Here is an 18,819-nt window from a genome sequence, read left to right on the forward strand (position 1 = left end):
GCAACAGCTTTTCGCTTTCTCCAAACATCGGTACCCAAATCCATCCGCGATTGTTCATCAAGAACGACGTGCAGATCGTTCAGAATCATTTCCAGCGACTATTGACGCTAAAAACATCGCAATAAGCGACTTCAGGCCGAAACCTTGCTTGGTCACTTCGTCAGGCGTTCGATGAACTGATCGACAATTTTATAATGCTGAACAGGTTCGACATGACCAAACACCGCGATAAAGCCCTCGCTTGAGCCGCCTGAAGGGCCTTGAAACGTCTTCAGCTCTGGCGACCATTTGAATTCATATTTTTTTGGTCTGCCTGGTTGGCTTTCGTCATATAGAACCACCAAGGGATAGCCATCGGGAGATTCTTCGATGGACCATCTCCATAGTGCATGAGGTTCTGTGTTTCGTGAGTACCCGAAATTTAAGATCAAAAGCGATTCTTGTTTTTCGGAGAAAGGGGTAATGACCAGCCACTGGCCAGACCAAGTATAGTGGCCGGCGACTGGATCTGGACGATTCTCTCTTCTACCATACTTCACCAATTCCGGGATGCCATCGCCATTAACATCCCTTATGATGTCATCTGGTTCAATAACATTCATCCCACCATAAGGGAGTATGTAGCGACCTCGATAGTCGACAAAATCAAAGACTGTACTTGAGCCATCATCACGAGAATTTCTGTAAACCACATACAGCGGATGTCCACTGGTACTATTTATCACTTGGACATTTTCCACTTTACGATGGTATAAGCGGCCAGGCTCTTCACTATGACAACGCCACCAGGCATGGAGTTTGTCGTAGACTTCCTGGGCATTTTCCCCCAGAAGTTCGTGAACAATCTTCTCAGGGACGACGTCTTTCGCGACCTCGCAATCCCGTTTTCGCTGTGCGGCAGCCTCTTGTGCCTCTCTTTTCTGTAACGCTCGATACTCCTTCAAAAGTTGCATCTTTTTATGGGGATGGTCAAAGTGAAATGCTCCCCGGGCGACATCATATTGAATGATTAATCCATCAAGGAATGGAACGTCGTCGCGACTGATGAGATAGAGAAAACCACCAACAACCTGGCAGGTAAAGCCCTCCCTGCTGGTCGTACCGTCAATACCCATGTCGTATTGAGGAAATGGTATATTGCCAATCAGCGATGCGTCGAGCCAGACGGACTTGGCTCCCGGATTTTCATCGAAGACTTTCCTCAGGGCCATCTCGGCCTCAGGACTCATGAAGATATTGGCCGCTGGAATCGACTTGGATTTTATCCCTAATAATGAAGCCAATTGAGCGATCAGAGATTTCAACACCCACAAACTCCTGAACCAGCGAAAGTGACTGAGCGAACCATTCCGCAGAGAATATCAACCCATTCTGTGAATGGGTTGGACTCTTTGCCAGAGCAGGCTACCACCACTTCGAGATGCGATTCCAGAGTTTTTCTAAACTGCTTTCCTGGCCTTCAACCACCGGTGGACGATCAAGGTCGGAGTAGGGGTAATAATTCGCGGCCATCAGCTTTTCGAGAAGCGCCTGTCCGCCATGCTGGCGGGCGTAATCCATTTCGACGCGATGAATCTCCATGATCAGCATGAGGCCGAAATCGGCATGTGCGTCTGTCATGCCATAAGCGTCGAGAATCAGGCAGCGCCCGCCGACAACTTCCATATCGCTCGGAAACTCTACGGTTTCGAAGGGATTGAGCTTCGCCTGAGCGCTATAGGGAGCCATCATGTTGAGAATGGCATTGATGGTGTAATGCATCTTCCCGAAGGGAGTTTCGGGCTTTTGTGCATCCTCCAGCGAAAGATCATGGCGGGTGAACATGACGAACTCATAGGTGGTGAAGACATTGTTGGTCGAGCCTTCGCTCGGACTGTTCGAGAGCTCCTTGGTGGCAATGCCTGTTCCCGGAATGAGATGTGGGTAGTAATAGAGGTCGAGCCCGCCACCCACCGCATACGGGATGATGGCGTGCATGACCATGTCGTGCTCTTCACCCAGCAATTCGACCATGCGGGCCGATTTCTCAGCGTACCATTGGGATTCGAGAGAGTCTTCCCCTTCCTCAAGCGGTTGATCACTCATCCGGAACCGGCCCTTTATCGATGACTGATGGCTAGGATTCTACAGATTCCCATAAACAACTGCGTGGCGGGTGGCTGGGGTTGAGTCTTCGAACCCCCAGCGATCTACGGCACAATCTGGGGGTTCGCGAAGAGGCTCAACCCCATACACCTTATACCAAGGAACGCAGTCAAATACTGGAATCCGTATTCCATCATTTAAACCCAGCCACGGAGCATGATCAATCGACAATCCGCAGTTTGAACTCATCGGAGTTGCCGCGAAGTTCGGGGGCGTACATGGCGTGTCCGCGAGCGGGTAAGGCACTGAATTGCCCTGGGATTTCGGCTCTCAGACGATAGCTGACCTGATGCCGTCCGCGTGGCAACGATCGGACAAAGAACGCCACGCGTTCATCGCGGAATTCGACAAAAGCCCCCAGTTCATTGCCTGTATAGCCGCTGCGGAGATCGACCGCTTCACTTCCTGCGGCTTTGAGATCTTCAAAGAGCAGGTACTCGTAATCGTTCTTGGTTTCGATGATCAATTCGATTTCGAGAAGGTCGCCACTTTTCAGTTCATCGAGACGGGCCAGCGGGGTCTTCTTAAAGCCGGCCTCATCGACATTTTGTGCCGCACCGGTTTGAGTGGGGCGGACGCCGTCTTTCACAATCGGATCGAGCCGATAGAACTTGCGATCGACTTTGACTTCTAATCCTGCTGCTGGGATGGGATCTTCCAGAGAGAAGTAACTGACATCGACATTGAAGTAGACCGGCCCGGCCCCTTTGCGGCGGAATTCGACGCGATGAGCCCCTGTGGTTAATTCGTCACCAGTGACCAGCAGGCGTGTCTGGGCGGTGAACAGGTTCTCTTTCGAGAGAGCGACTTCCTGGCGCAGCTTGCCGTCAAGCCAGACTTCGACTGTCATCTGAGGATTGAGTTCTCCTGTCGCTTTGAGATATTCGATGAAGGCTTCAATGACCAGCGCCGTATCGCGAGTGCTGTTCCAGTAGGTGGCATGCCGGCGATTGTTGAGCAGGTACTTGACCAGTCGGGGAGCGACCTCGCTTTGGGGATTGGTGCGTACGAGGAGCTTGAGGTACGTGGCCATCGCTTCGATATCGCTGCCATGCCAGAGCCACCAGCGATTGCCAGCGGGAAGTTTGAGGAATGCGGTTTCGTTCGAAGCATCCTGAACGACGAACTGGCCGATGTTTTCCTGCAGCATGGCGAGTTGTTCGGCTCGGCCTTCGGCATGCAGGGCCAGAGCGAATAGACTCATCGAATAGACCGACAGATCGACTCGATCGCGGTAGAGAAACTCCCGCATTTCGGCTGAAAACTGGCGGGTTTCGCCCAGGACTGAAAAGACCAGTGCATCGGTATCATCGGCTTTGGATTTATGGTTATGAGCTTCTTTGGGGAGTTTCAACCAGCGGAGTTCTCCTGCCTGATAATTCTGCAACCAGGCAATGCCACGAGCTAATGATTCTTCGTTGACAGGAGCACCGTTTTCTTTGGCGAGGAGCAGACCATGCACCACAACTGCCGTGGTGTGTGGCCAGGAGTGTTCGCCAAAGCCGCTGAACCAGCCCCAGCCACCGTCGGAGAGTTGCATCTCGACCAGAGCCTCCAGCCCCTCCCGGCTCATTTTGGCCACTTCGGCCTCGTTGAAGACCGGCTCGCGGTTGAAGCGTTTCCAGCGAACCGCTCGTTCATCCGGCCCGGCAGCCTCTTGAGGATTGAGCTGGCTCCGTTTGGCGGCGATCTCCTGAAGTGACAGATTCATCGACAGGAGCAGTCGCTGCGTGGCGAGTGTGGGCAGAAAGCGGTTGAGTGTCTGCTCAGTACAGCCATAAGGAAATTCGACGAGATAAGGGAGAGCGTCGACAATGGCACCTGCCAGAGTGGGCGAGTAGCGAACATCGAGAATGGCGGTTTCGGGCCGGCGCTCGGCTGGTAATTTGAATTCGACAGCCAGTGAATCAACGCCGGGCTTGAGCGTCCCGGCAAATGGTTCCTGTCTGGGGGCACCATGCACATAGACCGGGAACTTCATCTGAGTGGCATCGGATTCTTTAGTTGAGCGGGCAATCATGCGGATGGTGGCTGTCCCTTCGCGAACGACTTTGACCCGCCAATCGACGCGGACTTCGGCTTGACCATCGATCACGACGTCCGCAAGCGCAGGTGTGAGCAGTTGGAGGGTGTCGCCCTCGAACTCGATATTCACCTGAGCGGCCAGAGCCTCAGCGAATTCGTTGCGAACGTTGGCAGAGAGCACCACTTCGTCTTTTTCGACGAAGAATCGTGGTGCCTGCAGACGGACAATCAGGTTCTTACGAGTCACAACCTGCGAAGTCGCTTCGCCGACTTGAGCCTGTGGCCCCATAGCCCACGTGCGGAGTTTCCAACCGGTGATGTTCTCGGGCATTCTGAATTTGACGACAGCGCGGCCCGATTCGTCGGTGATGATCGAACCATTCCAGAAGGCAGTATCGGCGAACTCCTGTCGAACAGTGACGGGGGCGGCCTCGATTTGTGTCATGTTCAGGGCGACGGCATCAGCACTTTCCATTACTTGAGATTTGGACATCGGAGCGGCCATCGCAGCCATAGGTGCACCGGGGGCACCACCTGCCATGGCGGAGAATCGCTCCGCATTGTCCATTCCACCCCGGCGAACACCAAGACCTCCGCCGAAACGTTTTCTCAACACTTTGTCATCAACATCCATGCTGCCAAAGAGACCAATAGGCTGCAGAACCACTTGATGAGGCATGCGGGCGGGGAACGACGTGCGCGAGAGATTGTTTTCGTTCTGGGGAGTATGACTGCGTTTCCAACTCCAGAAGAATTCACGAATGTCGCCTGAGAGTGGGCCGCCGGCAATGGCATCAATGCTGCGGTCGTAGACCGAGAGCGCGAGTTGACCCACAAATGGCTGACCGAGTTTATCTTTGATTTCAAGCGTGGCCTGAGCTTCACTTCCTGGCAGATACTCGACCTGTGAGGGAGTGATCGAAACGTCGAGAAGTTTTCCAGCAGGAGGGACGAAAATTTCCCGCACAGCCGAGTGAACAACACCTGCAGAGACCGTGATCGCTTCGACGAAAATGTTGGGGCGATCGGCGGCATCGAGCGGTATGGGGATCAACATGGTCTGTCCCACCAGCTGCTTGACTTCCACCTTTCCGCCCACACCATTCGAAGAGCGCAGAAAGACGAGGACAGTAGAGTTGGGCTGATTCGTGGAGACCATCAACTGCACGGTCTCGCCGGGTGCGTACTCTCTGCGATCGGTCGTGAGTTCGAGATCGTTAAAGCGGAAGCCACCGGGAACGACTTCTTCCCCACGGACAGTGAAAAGATAGGCCCCTTCGACAGTTTCCAATTGGGTTTTATCGGTAGCGCTGGGAATTTGTGCGAGGTAGGCCAGTCGATACTGGCCGGCTTTCGCAGCGACAAACGACTGCTTCGCCAGACCATCCTCGCCTCGCTTTGAGGCCCATTGTTCCACTTTCGTTTCCTGGGGAGTGCCATCTTCGTCATAGCGAACCGAATAGAGCGTAAACTGACCTTCGCCAGCAAAGGGAACTCCTCCTGGTTGTGTGATCATGGCCGTTGCCTGGACGGTATCGCCTGCTTGAAAATAGCCACGATCAACCCAGACAGTCACCTGCAAAGGTCGTCTGGTGACGAGGACAGAACCACTGCCAGAGACCATGCGCCGTGAGCCATCGGTCACTTCGGCCTGAATGGTGTATTTGTGGTCGGTCTTGCCAAAAAGTTCTTTGGCGATGGCGGTATCAATCTCGATTTCATAGGTGCCATCGGCTGAGAGGGGCGCCTCGCCGGAGGCGACGAGTTCTGGCGCTTCGACCTGGCGTGGCCACCAGCCGCGAATTGGCCCTAAGCAACCCCAGCTTTCAAAACCGGGGTACCAGGTGGCATCGGTCGCGAACCACCAGGCGCCGCGGCCGTAGAGCCAATCCCACGGAGTGATGGGGAAAAAGCGATCTTCCGAGGCCTGGCGCTCGATTTTGTAGCTGACGGTTCCCTGAGAAACGGGTGAGCCAAAGTAGTATTTGGCAGTGATCTTGGCTGTGAACTTCTGCCCGAGACGAGTGGGAATTTCGGGGCCATCGACGAGAACTTCGAATTCGGGCTTTTTGTATTCTTCCACGCGGAAGCGGCCCCAATCCGAATTTTCGACTTCGACCGCATATTCGCCCAGTGCGGCATCCGAGGGGAGTTCGTAATCGAATTCCACGCCACCAAATCGATCCATCGCCAGCTTCTTCTCGAGAAGAACTTCACCCTGAGGCTTGCGCAGACGGATCGTGAGTGGTTGACCTTCGGGTGTGACTGCGGCCCGCACTTCGGCATAAGTGGCTAACTGCTGCCAGACCTTGAGGTGTACCGTTTGCGAGGGACGGTAGACCGGTCGATCGGTCACGACGTACGACCTTTTGCGTTCTTCCTGTTGAGTGCTGCGCTGGCCATACCAATAGCCCTGCAATCCAAGCTGGGCCAATTGCCCGGCAGGTGTTTTGGTACTGACAAACCACTGATAATCCTGCATTTCTTCGCGAGGAAAGGTGGCGATTCCCTGGGCGTTGGATTTGCCAGTGAGTGTTTTCGTCTGCACGGTGACGCGACGACCGTTGTCTTCCCACTGCTGTTTCCAGCCGAACAATTCGAGGGAGGCATTGGGAATGGGAGTCCCTGTCGAAGCGTTGGCAACGAAGTAGAGCGGGCCGGCATCCTGAGCTTTGCGCACGAGTGCGAGATCGTTCAGCCACAGAATGATCTGATCCTGATTGCCACCTTCCATGGTGACAGTGATCAGATAGGCGCCGGCTGGGAGCTTGGGAACATCAACCTCGACGAGGCTATCGCGATGCTCGGGGCGAGGGACGACAACCTGTGACCATCGGGCAACTGAAGGACCCACAAATTTTTTCTGATCGCGCGTGACAATCGAGTAGCCAATCTGGTCAGGATTCAACGCTGACCAGTCGACATCGCGCGGGTTGGTTTTGAGAACGCGTTGCGCTTCCTGAAAGAGTTCAGCAACACGAATGGGCTCGGCAACGAAAGAGATGTTCTTGCCATTGCGATACCGCACACTCAACTTAGCGTTGGTCCCTGAGATCTGCGAACGGGCGGGTTCGAGTGCGAGCCAACTGTTGACGATCTGCTCAAGATGTCTGTTCGCCTCTGTGGCTTTGGGATTCTGCTTGAGGAGTTCCCGCCACTCGGCGGCGGCCTGAGGATATTGCCTGCGATTTTCAAAGGCAGTGGCCAGTAACTCGCGGGCTGTCTGGGCAATGCCTGTGTTTTTACTCTCGGCCAGCGCCTGGTAAGTGTTGAGAAAGGCGTAGTCTTCGCGAAGCTGAAAACGGCGAATGCCGTTGGCCAGGCGTGCGACGGTTTCGTTGGGAGCTAAGGTTTCGAGTGAAAGAATCGCACCGGTCTGGCCTTCTTCTGTGGGATCGGGGAGGTGGAACCAGCCGCGTGAGCTGAGAGTCTGTACGCCGAATTGCGACTGAGCAAATTGTGCGAATTCGAGATCGACGCGAGGGCCTTCACTGGGGAGGATCTTTTTCTGTTCGGCCAGCAACCAGCGGTAACGCTCGCCATCGGACTTCGCTGCGGCCCAGCTTTCCGGGATGGAATAATAAAGTGGCTGGCCATCGGCTGTGACAGGAGCATCTGACGATTCCCGACCTCGAAACCAGATGGGAACTTCTTCAAATTCGGGCAGGAGATCGAGACTGGTGAGTGTCTGCAATCGCCAGGCCTGTTGATCGCTGCGATTGGCAGTCAGGGCATTGACCATTTGCTTGAGAATATCGACGCGAACTTTGGGCGGATTTTCGGGGGCCAGTTGCCAGGCCTGGTTCAGCAGTTGCAGCGCGCGCACGCGGTCGCGGTCATCTGACCAGACGGTTTTGCCGCGGCCATCGCCGTTCCCGCGAATGAACTCGTTCGCAATCATCTGCCCATTGGGGAGGAGGCTTTGGTAAGTCTCTCCCGCAGCCGCCAGGACCTGATAGCTTTTCGCATGAGTGCTGACGGCCTTTTCCAGAAGCTCATCGGCTCGCTCGATACGACCTAAGCGCTGCAGACAATCGATCATTTGAGGGAGCCACAGGCTGATCTGTGCGGGATCGGCCTGTGGATTCGAAAGCTGAGGCTCAATGAGTTCCAGGGCTTTAAGAAAATTGCCTTGTTTGATGAGTTCTTTGGTTTGTGAAACTGTGGCTGGGCCGGGTTGCTTCTCGGCCATAACGAATCTCCAACCCAGTGTTAAGTCGGCAATGAGGGTGATACAGGCCACGAGCACACACAAAGTGGCCCAGCGCTTTCCTGACCAAAGCAGCTTAACGATGGCATCAAGTTTCATGGCAGTATCTTCTACAGAGGTCTATTAGGGCTGACGTCACTCAATTCCCACTGATCTTTGTTCTCAAAAACATTGAGAGAATGGACACACAGGCGGTGGAATCGAGCAGAGAAGGGTTCATTGAGAATCGGAATGGAGAAAGGGTGTAGTAGTTTCCGGCCAAAGGAGCCTTTCACCACGGTTTGGCTGAGTAGATCACGGACGCCTCTCAATAGTTCCCGAAATCTTTGAAAGGATCGCAAAAGGCTGTTATTGGCTGACCAGGAGCAGACCGCAAGGAGAATCTGATGAACTTAACTGCAAATGCTTTGTGGTGAATGTTCGATCTGTTCTGCCACGCTATAGCCGTCGCTTTCTCGGCTGTTGAAATGGACAATCAGTTCGGCAAGAAACCCGAGTGTCATGGCCTGTGCCCCCAGGACAGCGAAGGCCAGCGAGTAGGCCAGGAGTGGTCTGCCCCCAATGGGCGTAGCGGGCCAGGTTTGCAGAATGTTCATCAGAAACCATTCAATGGCGAGCCAGAAGAGGCCTGCAGCCCCGACGCCGAAGAGCATTAATCCCGTGGCTCCCAGGAGATGCTGGGGTCGTTGGCGATAGAACGACAGAAAGGAAACTGTCAAAAGATCGAGAAAACCGCGTGTGAAACGGCGAAAGCCGTACTTGGAATGGCCATGCTGTCTGGAGCGGTGGTGGACTTCGATTTCGGTCACTTTGAAGCCGCGCATGTGAGCGAGGACCGGAATAAATCGATGGAGTTCGCCGTAGAGTCGGATTTCGCGGGCGACTTCGGCACGAAAGAGTTTAATGCCGCAGTTATGATCATGCAGACGAAGGCCCGTCAAGCGGCTGACCATCGCATTGAAGACCCATGAAGGGTAGACCTTGTGCCACGGGTCGAGGCGCCGGATCTTCCAGCCGTTGACGACATCCCAGTCGTCTCCCAGAGTTTCGAGAAAGTGTGGGATTCCCGCGGGATCGTCCTGAAGATCGGCATCGAGCATCATCATGAGTTCACCACGGGCGGAGTGCATGCCGGCACTCAGTGCGGCGGCTTTACCGAAGTTTCGACGGAAGCGAATACCCCGCACGCGAGAGTCTTGCCGGGAAAGATCGCGAATGGTGGCCCACGAAGCGTCGCGCGAACCATCATCGATGAAGAGAATCTCGCTGTCGAAGGGTTGCCCATCGAGGACGACAGAAAGCTCGCGATGAAGTTCCGCGAGACTTTCGGATTCGTTGTAGACGGGAATGAGAATCGACAGCCGCATGCAGTTCCTAATCCAGAGGTTGAGACGTGATCGGCAGGCGGGAGCCTGCCCTGCATAAATCTCAAAGTGGTGCATTCCGTAGGAACTTCATGCACCCTACAAGAAATCAGGGTTTGACGGGTTCTAAAAGGCTGCGGCGTAAGACTTCCTGGGCGTCGGCGAAAAATGGCTGCCAGACAATCTCGGGCTGCATGTCTCGTAAGGCGTCACGTACTTTCTGCAAAGTGTTTCGTGCCATGTGAGGGCAGCGGTTGCAGGCACAAGTTTCTCCCGTACTGGTCATGATGCCGGGGACGGGGATAAATGTGTGCTGCGGGGCGATCTTCTGCAGCGGATGAATCATGTTTGCTTCGGTCGCGACGAGGAATGTTGTGGGCTCGGCAATCGAAGCCACATGCCGGCGCATCTTTTCAGTGCCACCAATGACATCGGCATGCTCAAGAATGTTGCGCGGGCATTCCGGGTGAGCCATGATGACGGCCTGAGGATTGTTCCGTTTGGCACGCAGAAGGTCTTGAATGCTGAAAACTTCGTGCACCATGCAGGAGCCGGGCCAGAGAATCATCTTGCGGCCAGTGACTTCGCTTAAATAGCGGCCCAGATGCTGGTCGGGAACAAAGAGAATTTCTTTGTCAGCCGGTACGCGATCGATGATTTCGCGGGCGTTGCCACTGGTCACAATCCAGTCGCAAAGGCTTTTGACGGCAGCAGAGGTATTGATGTAAGCGACGGTCTGAATATCGCGACCGGCGGCTCGAAGCTCGTTCTGGAAGCGGGCGAGATCTTCCGGCTGGCAGCTTTCAGCAAGAGAGCATCCGGCTTGAAGATCGGGCATGAGGACGGTTTTTTCCGGGCTGAGAATCTTGGCCGATTCTCCCATAAAGTGCACACCACAGAAGACAATGACCGGATTGGTGATCGAAGCGGCATCGCGAGCGAGTTTCAGGCTGTCGCCGGTGAAATCGGCAATCTCCTGCAGGTCGCCATCGGTATAAAAGTGAGAAAGGATGGCGGCGTTGCGCTCTTTTTTGAGTGCCTCAATCTCATCCATAAGCTCCAATGGATCTTCCGCGATCGCATTGGCAAAATGAGTGGCAGGCTCGCCCGGATTCTGAATGACTGGCAAAGACATGTTCGGCGCTTTCAACTCATGAGCAGTTTGAGGCAATCCCGGCTGGCTGATCTGTAACGTCAAAGTGTCAATTTTATTCTGTGTCGTTTTCTTCAATATAGTTTAATGAGGATTCCGCAGTGAATCGACCCCTCCGCATACTCGTGATTGGTGCCCACCCTGACGATTGTGAACTCAAGGCTGGTGGAATCTGTGCATTATACCGCCAGGCGGGCCATGAGGTGACATTTGTTTCGGTGAGTTGCGGGAATGCGGGACATCATCGGCTACAGCCCCGGGAACTCGCCGAAGTGCGAAAAGCCGAAGCGGACGCTGTCGCCCGGCTGATGGGCATTCGCTACATCATCATGGGCCAGAATGACGGAGAGATTCTGCCCACGCTGGAACTGCGGCAGAAGATGATTGCGCTGATCCGGCGTGAGCAGCCTGATCTCGTCCTGACACACCGGCCCAATGATTATCATCCGGATCATCGAGGGACATCGCAGGTGGTGGCTGATGCGGCGTACCTGCTGATTGTCCCGAATATTGTTCCCGAAGTACCGGCACTGCGCGAGAATCCGGTGATCATGTACCTTTCGGATAACTTCCAGAAGCCGACCCCTTTTGAGCCCGCCGTGGTGGTCGATGTGACGCCTGTATTTGAATCGATTCTGGATCAGCTCGCGTGCCATGCGTGTCAGTTTGGTCAATGGTTGCCCTACACGATGCTCAAACCCGAAGTGGAGGGAGCAGCCGCCATTCGACAGGCGGCCCAGGATTTTTACGAGGGATTCAACGGGCCGCTGGCCAGTCGTTTCCACAAAGAGATCGAAGCGACCTATGGACCCGAGAAAGCCTGGCAGGTTCAGTTCATTGAAGCATTTGAACCGTGCGAATACGGCGCACCACTCACGGTAGAAGCGAAAAAGCAACTGTTTCCGTTTCTGCCTTAGAGAATGGCTGCCAGATGAGGCGTGAAGTGCAGCGAACCATTTCCGATTCGTCCGTGTCCCCGAGAGTTAAAACTGCCGTAACCTCGTTATACGGATTCCAACAAACAGTTGCGTGGAACGACCTGGGGGTTCGCGAAGACGCTCAACCCCAGCCACCCCATACCAAGTGACGCAGTTGAATACTGGAATTCATGTGACATGTGGTTGTCTGATGGATAAGAACTTGCTTCCGATCGATATGACCTGTTCGCTGGTGGGGCCCACGGTGGTGCTGCGGCCGATTTGTGCGGAGGATTTTGAGCCGCTGTATGAGGCTGCGGCCGATCCACTGATCTGGGAGCAGCATCCGGATCGTCAGCGCTATCAGCGGGAGCCGTTTCGACAGCGTTTTTTTGAGGGAGCGATCGCTTCCGGGAGTGCCTATGTCGTTGTTGACCAGGCGAGTGGAAAACTCGTCGGTTCGTCCCGCTTCTATGAATGGAATCTGGAAGCGAGGGAAGTGGCGATCGGTTACACATTTCTGTCGCGCAGCCATTGGGGTGGTATGACCAATGGCGAAATGAAGCGACTGATGCTCGACCATGCGTTTACCTGGGCCCAGGTGGTCTGGTTCCACATTGGTCGCGATAACTGGCGTTCACGCAAAGCGACAGAAAAGGTGGGAGCGGTGTTCTCCCATGAAGCTCCCAAAGAATTGAGCGGCATCCTGGTGGACTACACCTTTTATCGGATCGATGCCGACAATTACCGCAAAAGGTCTTAGCGTTCTTACGCGGATTCCTATGCAGCGGGTGGCTGGGGTTGAGTCTTCGAACCCCCAGCGATTTTCGGCACAATCTGGGGGGTCGCGAAGACGCTCAACCCCAAACACCCCATACCAGAGAGCGCAGTTGAATACTGCAATCCGAATTAGGAATCCACGAGCCAGCAGCGGAGATGCCGGATTATGGCAACACGAGAATGCGGAGATTGGCGAACTCGACAGGAAAACCTTCCGCCTGCAATCCAATCGGCCCACTGCTGAGAAAATTGGGCTCGGACGTGGTGATCTTTTCGCCATTGAGCAGCACCGTCAGAGCGCCGCCTTGAGAAATGACCTCCAGCGAATTCCACTCATGGGCTGGTCCAATCACCTTCTGCTGCAGTTCCTTATCGAAGGTTTGTGTCGCTTTGGCAGCACCGCCATTTTCTTTGACGGAGCCCAGATCGACATACTTTCCCTGCACTTCCATCGAGAGGGGCCAGACCTTCTGATCGCCCGTGATATAGACGAGAACGCCTGTGTTTTCTTTGAGTGGTGAGGCGGATGACAACAAAGCGGCAGGAAATCGCAGGTCGTACCGCAGTCGAAAATTTTCAAAGGTCTTCTGCGTGTAGAGGTAACCTTTGGGGGTGCCTGTGCCGCGAATAATGACGCCTTCTTCAGTCCAACCACTGGTAGCGACATCGTCGCTGGCTTCGGGGAAGGTGAGAAAATCGGCTAAGGCGAGTCGCTGCTCGTCAGGTTCCAGTTCGATGACTGGTGCGGGCAATTGCTGAGAAGGCGAAGCTTTGGGGAGAGTTTCCGCAGACTGAGTGCGTTCAGGCTTTTCAGGAGGAGAATTCTGAGCACAGCCACCACAGGCGAGAATGAAGAGCAGGACGGCTACTTGAGTGCTCAGAGACGCCGTAAGAAAGTGCATTGTGGGTCGATTCGATGGGGGCATGATGCTCCGATATTCATCTCGCGCGTGATCAGCAGGTCGATAGCGATGTCATCCATCAGCATTTTGATCATAACGAGAGAATGCCCGGCTGGTTAGACCTCGACGAGATTTCCTGCCGGCGTGAAAGTGTGAGCCCTGTGCCGGATGGCGAAGCGAAAACCTTGATCTGCCATGAAGACTTGCTTCGACAATCCGGACACAGTTCATGGCTGTCACAGGCAGTAAGTGCTTCGGGTAATTTGCCGCAATGTTAATGCGACATGCGCCTTCGCCTAGGCTCTTGAACGTGTAGTGCCGTGAGCAGGGTTCAGAGGAGACTCGATATTGATTAGGGTCTCTTGCGAGGCTCAGTGGATAAGGCCTGCTCGACGACATAGCCTGCGGGCATGAGCGTCTGGTGATCGTTCGAGAAGGTGCCACCGGCTGGAGTGACTCGATTCTGGGGAGGAAGCGATGCTGCTGGTTTTGCTGGTGGAACCAATGTGAGCAGTGTCGGGCCCGAGCGAGTTCGCGTGTGCAGCACCACTTTCGGGAACGTTTGTTCTTTCGACAAAGAAGCAACTTCAATCTGGCGGACAAACAGGCGAAGGTCTTCGTCCCTCGGTATGCCGACCAGAGACTTCTGGTGATCCACCCGCCACTGGCAGAGTTGATGGAGTTCTTCAAAGCGGAGTTCGCCCGAAAGTTTTTCGAGAAGATCAACCACGTGCCCGGGAAGTGGTTCGCTCGTTGACCAGCGAATTCGCTCCAGCTCGGTTTTGTTCCACGAGGAGCGACCAGCCGAGGCTTTGGCAACTTCTCGTAGACGCTGCTCTACCTCTTTTTCGAGGGGAACCACGGGATTCAAAACGACGGGCTCCTGCACGGCAGACAAACTTTGGGAATGTGCTGGTTGTTGATTGCGAATGTTTGAGGTTTCGGTCTGGGCCATGGAGCTGGTGACGCTGCTCAGACCATGGATCAGCATGGTGATGGCGAGCACAACACGGGATGGCCCGACAATGGCAAATTCTCGACGTTGGCACTGGGCAAACATCGGACGGTCTCCGAATTCAGCGGTAATTGACGGGAATACGCGGTTTGACAGAACGTCAAAGGGGAGGTGGAGCGGCAGGATGACGTGATATATCAGCGATGTGGATTTCGGGATAGAGCAAGTTGTGCTCGATCCTGCTGCTGCAAGTTGCTGCTACATTTTTCTGTGTGAAAGAAGGAAAGAAGGAAAAAGGGAAGACGTTGCCTCCCGGGAATCCAACGCAATGGAGAGTTCCCCGGGAGGCAGATTCTCGTTGAAACACGTTTCCTGCGAACCGTATTACTTGCCGTAATGGAGCCCAGTCCCGCGGGGTTGGCGGCTCAATCGATTGCTGCAGTACAGGCCATCCAGCAGAAATTCGGCCACGCTCGCGAGCACTGCTGTTCTTGTGGCACCCTCCAGCAGCGTTGGCTCGAGCTTTTTGGCAGCAGCTTCCACTTGCTCGCTGAAGCCGCGAATGGCACTCAATTTCTGCCAAGTTTGCTCAGACGACAGCCCATCGCCTAGCTCGATCGACTCTCCCAGATCGAAATGTTCGACAACGTTTCGAAACTGCTTGGGATTAAAATGCTGGTCGAAGATGTTCTTGGTGGCCTCGTCAATAATGCGTCCCAGCAGTTTATCTTCCTCACCCGATTCATCCGACATCGAAAGTTCGAGCTTGCCGCGGGAACTGCTCACCATCGAATTGAGATCGCAAGTCCGGGCCACAGCCAGCTTCTCATGCTGCACAATGGCTCGTCTTTCCGCATTGGAGACGAGGTTTTCATAGTTGGCGATCGACATCCGCACGCTGACTCCCGATGCCTGATTGACATGGGGGCTCTGGCGTGCGAGGCGAGCCGTTTCTTCGACAATTTCTTTGAGAAATGTCGGCACAATCACTTGAGTAGAGGAATCGCGATCTGTCCAGGCATTCTGATCGGTGATCGACATTCCCAGTTCACGCGTGAGGGGATAATGTGTGCGAATGACAGACCCAATTCGATCCTTGAGAGGGGTGACAATTCGCCCTCGGTTCGTGTAATCCTCCGGATTCGCACTGAAGACGATACAGACATCCAGATTCAGGCGGATCGGAAATCCGCGAATTTGAATGTCTCGCTCTTCGAGCACATTAAACAATCCCACCTGAATTTTGGGGCTTAAGTCGGGGACTTCGTTCATACAGAAGATTCCGCGATGAGCACGCGGGATCAGTCCAAAGTGAAGTACATCTTCGCTGGCAAGCTCTTTCCCTGAAGCATGTTTAACGAGATCGATTTCGCCGATGAGATCGGCAATCGTCACATCAGGCGTCGCCAGCTTTTCAAAGTATCGATCCGCGGCCCCCACATAATCAATGGGGCAATTGTCGCCTTCGACGGCAATTCGATCACGGGCATACTTCGAAAGTGGTGCCAAAGGGTCATCATGAATTTCCGATCCCGCCACCATGGGCAAGGCGTCATCCAGCAGTGACGTTAACGACCTCAGAATGCGAGTTTTGCCCTGACCTCTCAGACCCAGAAAGAGCATATCGTGACGGGAAAGAATCGCGTTGACGATCTGCGGCGTGACGGTTTCCTCGTAGCCGACAATTCCCGGAAACAGATTTTCGCCTGAGCGCAATTTACGAATGAGGTTCTTTCTCATTTCGTCCTTAACGCTCTGTGGTCGATAACCCGATTCCCGAAGTTGACCAACTGTCTGGGGACGATCCACCATTACCTGCCCTCTAACAATGAAATTCCAGGCCATATGCGACCCACATCCGCCCACTCATCCACATTATAGGCAGGGGGGCATGATGTCGAATGCCAAATGAACTGTGGAAAAACGAGAGTCATCCGATTGTGGTCTTCCCGGAACAGGCGAGACAGGTTGGGCTTTCCCGTTTTCCAGCCACCAGATGATGTGGCTGCTGCCCGGAACTTGAGGCAAAAGTGGGGAACGGCTGCCAAATCCTGAATTTTCTCTTTTCGTCCATCAAAAGCTTTGTTACTTTCCCGTACTCTCCGACAGGATGTCGTGATAGATTATGGATGAGCTGAAGGTTTTCGTATTTTACAACGAGCCTCGATAGACTCGACGTTTGATTGGCAAGGAGGCCATGGTGACAACCGGCAAAACCACGAGCAGCAATCCTTCGGCCTGGCTGTGTGATATGCAGATTCGGTGGATGATCCGCCGAGACATGCCGGAAGTGCTCGAAATCGAGAAAAAGAGCTTCGAATACTCCTGGTCTGAAGAAGACTTTCTGAACTGCCTTCGCCAGAGAAACTGCATTGGCATGGTGGCCGAGCATCATGAGCAGATTGTGGGCTATATGGTCTACGAACTGCTGAAGGACCAGCTTCATATTTTGAATTTTGCAGTCGCTCCGGGTCATCGTCGCCAAGGCGTAGGGACTCGTCTGATGGATAAGCTGGTTGGCAAACTGGCCATGCAGCGCCGGCAGGAAATCACTTTCGAAGTCCGCGAAACAAATCTCGCTGCCCAGCTCTTTTTCAAGAGCCGTGGCTGCCAGGCGGTCGATGTGTTGCGCGGTCATTACGTCGATACCGATGAAGATGCTTACCAGATGGCTTACTCGCCCTTTGGAAGCGATGTACTGCGCATGGATCGCGAGAAGAAAAATCGCCTGGCGGATTGGGATGACGATCGCGCTGCTGCATAGCGAAGATCGTCTTCAGACATAGCCGTGAGCAATAGGCGGGGATCGATTTTCGATCCCCGTTTGTTATTGGACGTCCCGATGTTGGTCGCTCAACTGACCCCTTTGAAGTTGATGGCTGTGATCGATTGATCACACATTTCACGAAACACACTTGCATCTGTTGATTCGATCGGGAAGGATTCTCAGTATGAGAAATACCTTCGCCACCATCGCTCTTGCCCTGTTCAGTACACTCTGCCTTCCCGGCTTCAGCCAGGCAGCAGACAAACCGCTGGTTAAGGAACCACCGGCAATCGTTCAGCATCTTTCGATCCCGGAAACGGATGAAGGACTTCCTGGTGCCGGACCCATTCGCAGGTATGACTGGTTCAAGAATCTTTGGAAACAGCGACGCGGTCAGTGGGTGAAAGATGCGGCTAACGATCAAGGGGCCGTCGTCCTTTATGGCGATTCGATTACCCAGGGCTGGGGTGATCGCTTCTCCCAGTTTTTCCCCGGCTTAAAGACGGCCAATCGAGGCATCAGCGGCGACACGACCCGTGGCATGCTCCTCCGCCTGAATGACGATGCCCTGCGGCTTGCTCCGAAGGGGATGGTGCTCCTCATGGGCACAAATGACCTCGAAGAAGGGGCCTCGCCGGAGGTGATCGTCGCCAACGTGCAACTCATTCTGCAGGCGATCGAAGCTTCCAACGCGAAGATGCCCGTCATCCTCTCACTCGTCTTCCCGAGTTCAGAAACGAAAAAACGCCCCGCTGCTCAAATCAAAGCGATCAACGCAGGGTTGGCCAAGATGGCGAAAGATTTTCCCCAGGTGACAGTTCTCGATACCTGGACACTCTTTGCCAATGAAACGGGTGATGCCAAAGCCGCTGAATTCCCCGATCTGCTGCATCCGAATGATGCAGGCTATGAAAAGTGGGCCAAGGCTCTGCGGCCACTGTTCGCCACTGCTGGCCTGGTCGAGACTGAAGTCGATTCTTTTGTACCCGAAGAAGGATTCGTCAGCCTTTTCAATGGCAAAGATCTGACAGGTTGGGGCTGGCGTGGCAAAAAAAAACCCGAGGGTGAGACCGCTCCCGGCAATCCCGCAGGCATCGTTTCCTTCGATGGGAAAACCGCATCCGATGACGGTCGTTATCAGGTGATCAATGGTCGCATTGTAGTTACCACACCCATTGAAGGCCGACGGGTCCAGCAATTGTGGACGACCGCTGAGTTCCCCAAAGACTTTGAATTGCGACTGGAATTTCGAGCTACACCCAATGCCGACAGTGGTGTGTTTATTCGCAAGCCGCAGCTTCAATGTCGCGATTATCCTTTAGCCGGGCCCTACAAAAATCTCAAAAACTACAAGCCTCAGGATTGGAACGAACTCGTCGTCGTGGTCAAAGACGGCAAGGCCTACTGCACCTGCAATGGTGAAGTTCTGGAAGCGGCACTCACTGTTCCTGAAACAGGCCCCATTGGCCTCGAAGGAGACCGTGGCCAGATGGAATACCGACGTTTGCGGCTCAAAACCTTGAATTGAATTCTCTCAACAGAACTTTGCGAAGCGTTATCTGTCGTATTTTCGCAGAGAATTGCTCGATGACCGCAACTCA

At 54.1% G+C, this 18,819-nt stretch carries 12 protein-coding genes; 4 read left to right on the top strand and 8 right to left on the bottom strand.

What is annotated here, in order from left to right:
- Positions 1 to 152 precede the first annotated feature (152 nt).
- The 5 genes from PLIM_RS05970 to nadA all read right to left on the bottom strand — a co-directional run bounded on the left by PLIM_RS05970 (position 153) and on the right by nadA (position 10,879).
- Positions 153 to 1,307 (bottom strand): hypothetical protein, encoded by a 1,155-nt coding sequence (locus tag PLIM_RS05970; RefSeq protein ID WP_013109421.1) that lies wholly within the window; start codon positions 1,305 to 1,307, stop codon positions 153 to 155.
- A gap of 97 nt (positions 1,308 to 1,404) precedes the next feature.
- The gene (locus tag PLIM_RS05975) at positions 1,405 to 2,085 is read right to left on the bottom strand and encodes a suppressor of fused domain protein (RefSeq protein ID WP_013109422.1); all 681 of its coding nucleotides are present in this window, start codon (positions 2,083 to 2,085) and stop codon (positions 1,405 to 1,407) included.
- 220 nt (positions 2,086 to 2,305) lie between these two features.
- Entirely contained in the window at positions 2,306 to 8,479 is a 6,174-nt protein-coding gene (locus PLIM_RS05980) for an MG2 domain-containing protein (RefSeq protein WP_013109423.1), read from the bottom strand.
- Between the two features lie 293 nt (positions 8,480 to 8,772).
- On the bottom strand, positions 8,773 to 9,747 hold the full coding sequence (locus PLIM_RS05985; protein ID WP_013109424.1) for a glycosyltransferase family 2 protein: 975 nt from the start codon (positions 9,745 to 9,747) through the stop codon (positions 8,773 to 8,775).
- A 106-nt stretch (positions 9,748 to 9,853) separates the two neighbouring features.
- Entirely contained in the window at positions 9,854 to 10,879 is a 1,026-nt protein-coding gene (nadA, locus tag PLIM_RS05990; protein ID WP_013109425.1) for a quinolinate synthase NadA, read from the bottom strand.
- Between the two features lie 119 nt (positions 10,880 to 10,998).
- Between nadA and PLIM_RS05995 the strand changes: the two genes are divergently transcribed.
- Together PLIM_RS05995 and PLIM_RS06000 are read left to right on the top strand one after the other, a co-directional pair.
- Positions 10,999 to 11,814 (top strand): PIG-L deacetylase family protein, encoded by an 816-nt coding sequence (locus PLIM_RS05995; RefSeq protein ID WP_013109426.1) that lies wholly within the window; start codon positions 10,999 to 11,001, stop codon positions 11,812 to 11,814.
- Between the two features lie 211 nt (positions 11,815 to 12,025).
- Positions 12,026 to 12,577: a GNAT family N-acetyltransferase gene (locus tag PLIM_RS06000; RefSeq protein ID WP_013109427.1), complete on the top strand. Its 552-nt coding sequence runs from the start codon at positions 12,026 to 12,028 to the stop codon at positions 12,575 to 12,577.
- Positions 12,578 to 12,758: 181 nt separating this feature from the next.
- Here the strand turns inward: PLIM_RS06000 and PLIM_RS06005 are convergent, their stop codons facing one another.
- The 3 genes from PLIM_RS06005 to PLIM_RS06015 form a co-directional block, all read right to left on the bottom strand.
- Positions 12,759 to 13,520 (bottom strand): 3-keto-disaccharide hydrolase, encoded by a 762-nt coding sequence (locus PLIM_RS06005; protein WP_013109428.1) that lies wholly within the window; start codon positions 13,518 to 13,520, stop codon positions 12,759 to 12,761.
- A gap of 328 nt (positions 13,521 to 13,848) precedes the next feature.
- Complete coding sequence (locus tag PLIM_RS06010) at positions 13,849 to 14,556, bottom strand: hypothetical protein (protein WP_013109429.1); 708 nt, start codon at positions 14,554 to 14,556, stop codon at positions 13,849 to 13,851.
- A 279-nt stretch (positions 14,557 to 14,835) separates the two neighbouring features.
- Positions 14,836 to 16,263, bottom strand: a complete 1,428-nt coding sequence (locus PLIM_RS06015) for an AAA family ATPase (protein ID WP_013109430.1) — start codon at positions 16,261 to 16,263, stop codon at positions 14,836 to 14,838.
- Between the two features lie 385 nt (positions 16,264 to 16,648).
- On the opposite strand from PLIM_RS06015, the gene rimI reads away from it, so the two are divergent.
- Both rimI and PLIM_RS06025 read left to right on the top strand, forming a co-directional pair.
- Complete coding sequence (gene rimI, locus PLIM_RS06020; protein ID WP_013109431.1) at positions 16,649 to 17,215, top strand: ribosomal protein S18-alanine N-acetyltransferase; 567 nt, start codon at positions 16,649 to 16,651, stop codon at positions 17,213 to 17,215.
- A 187-nt stretch (positions 17,216 to 17,402) separates the two neighbouring features.
- Positions 17,403 to 18,746: a GDSL-type esterase/lipase family protein gene (locus PLIM_RS06025; RefSeq protein WP_013109432.1), complete on the top strand. Its 1,344-nt coding sequence runs from the start codon at positions 17,403 to 17,405 to the stop codon at positions 18,744 to 18,746.
- The last annotated feature ends 73 nt before the right edge of the window (positions 18,747 to 18,819 follow it).

The organism is Planctopirus limnophila DSM 3776, assembly GCF_000092105.1.
Classification (GTDB): Bacteria; Planctomycetota; Planctomycetia; order Planctomycetales; family Planctomycetaceae; genus Planctopirus; species Planctopirus limnophila.

What these genes read in the sequence shown, in the direction of transcription:
- PLIM_RS05975 (WP_013109422.1), bottom strand. Translation starts at nt 2,085, where the DNA reads ATGAGTGATCAACCGCTTGAGGAAGGGGAAGACTCTCTCGAATCCCAA.
- PLIM_RS05980 (WP_013109423.1), bottom strand. Translation starts at nt 8,479, where the DNA reads ATGAAACTTGATGCCATCGTTAAGCTGCTTTGGTCAGGAAAGCGCTGG.
- PLIM_RS05985 (WP_013109424.1), bottom strand. Translation starts at nt 9,747, where the DNA reads ATGCGGCTGTCGATTCTCATTCCCGTCTACAACGAATCCGAAAGTCTC.
- nadA (WP_013109425.1), bottom strand. Translation starts at nt 10,879, where the DNA reads ATGTCTTTGCCAGTCATTCAGAATCCGGGCGAGCCTGCCACTCATTTT.
- PLIM_RS06000 (WP_013109427.1), top strand. Translation starts at nt 12,026, where the DNA reads ATGGATAAGAACTTGCTTCCGATCGATATGACCTGTTCGCTGGTGGGG.
- PLIM_RS06005 (WP_013109428.1), bottom strand. Translation starts at nt 13,520, where the DNA reads ATGCCCCCATCGAATCGACCCACAATGCACTTTCTTACGGCGTCTCTG.
- PLIM_RS06010 (WP_013109429.1), bottom strand. Translation starts at nt 14,556, where the DNA reads ATGTTTGCCCAGTGCCAACGTCGAGAATTTGCCATTGTCGGGCCATCC.
- PLIM_RS06015 (WP_013109430.1), bottom strand. Translation starts at nt 16,263, where the DNA reads ATGGTGGATCGTCCCCAGACAGTTGGTCAACTTCGGGAATCGGGTTAT.
- rimI (WP_013109431.1), top strand. Translation starts at nt 16,649, where the DNA reads ATGGTGACAACCGGCAAAACCACGAGCAGCAATCCTTCGGCCTGGCTG.
- PLIM_RS06025 (WP_013109432.1), top strand. Translation starts at nt 17,403, where the DNA reads ATGAGAAATACCTTCGCCACCATCGCTCTTGCCCTGTTCAGTACACTC.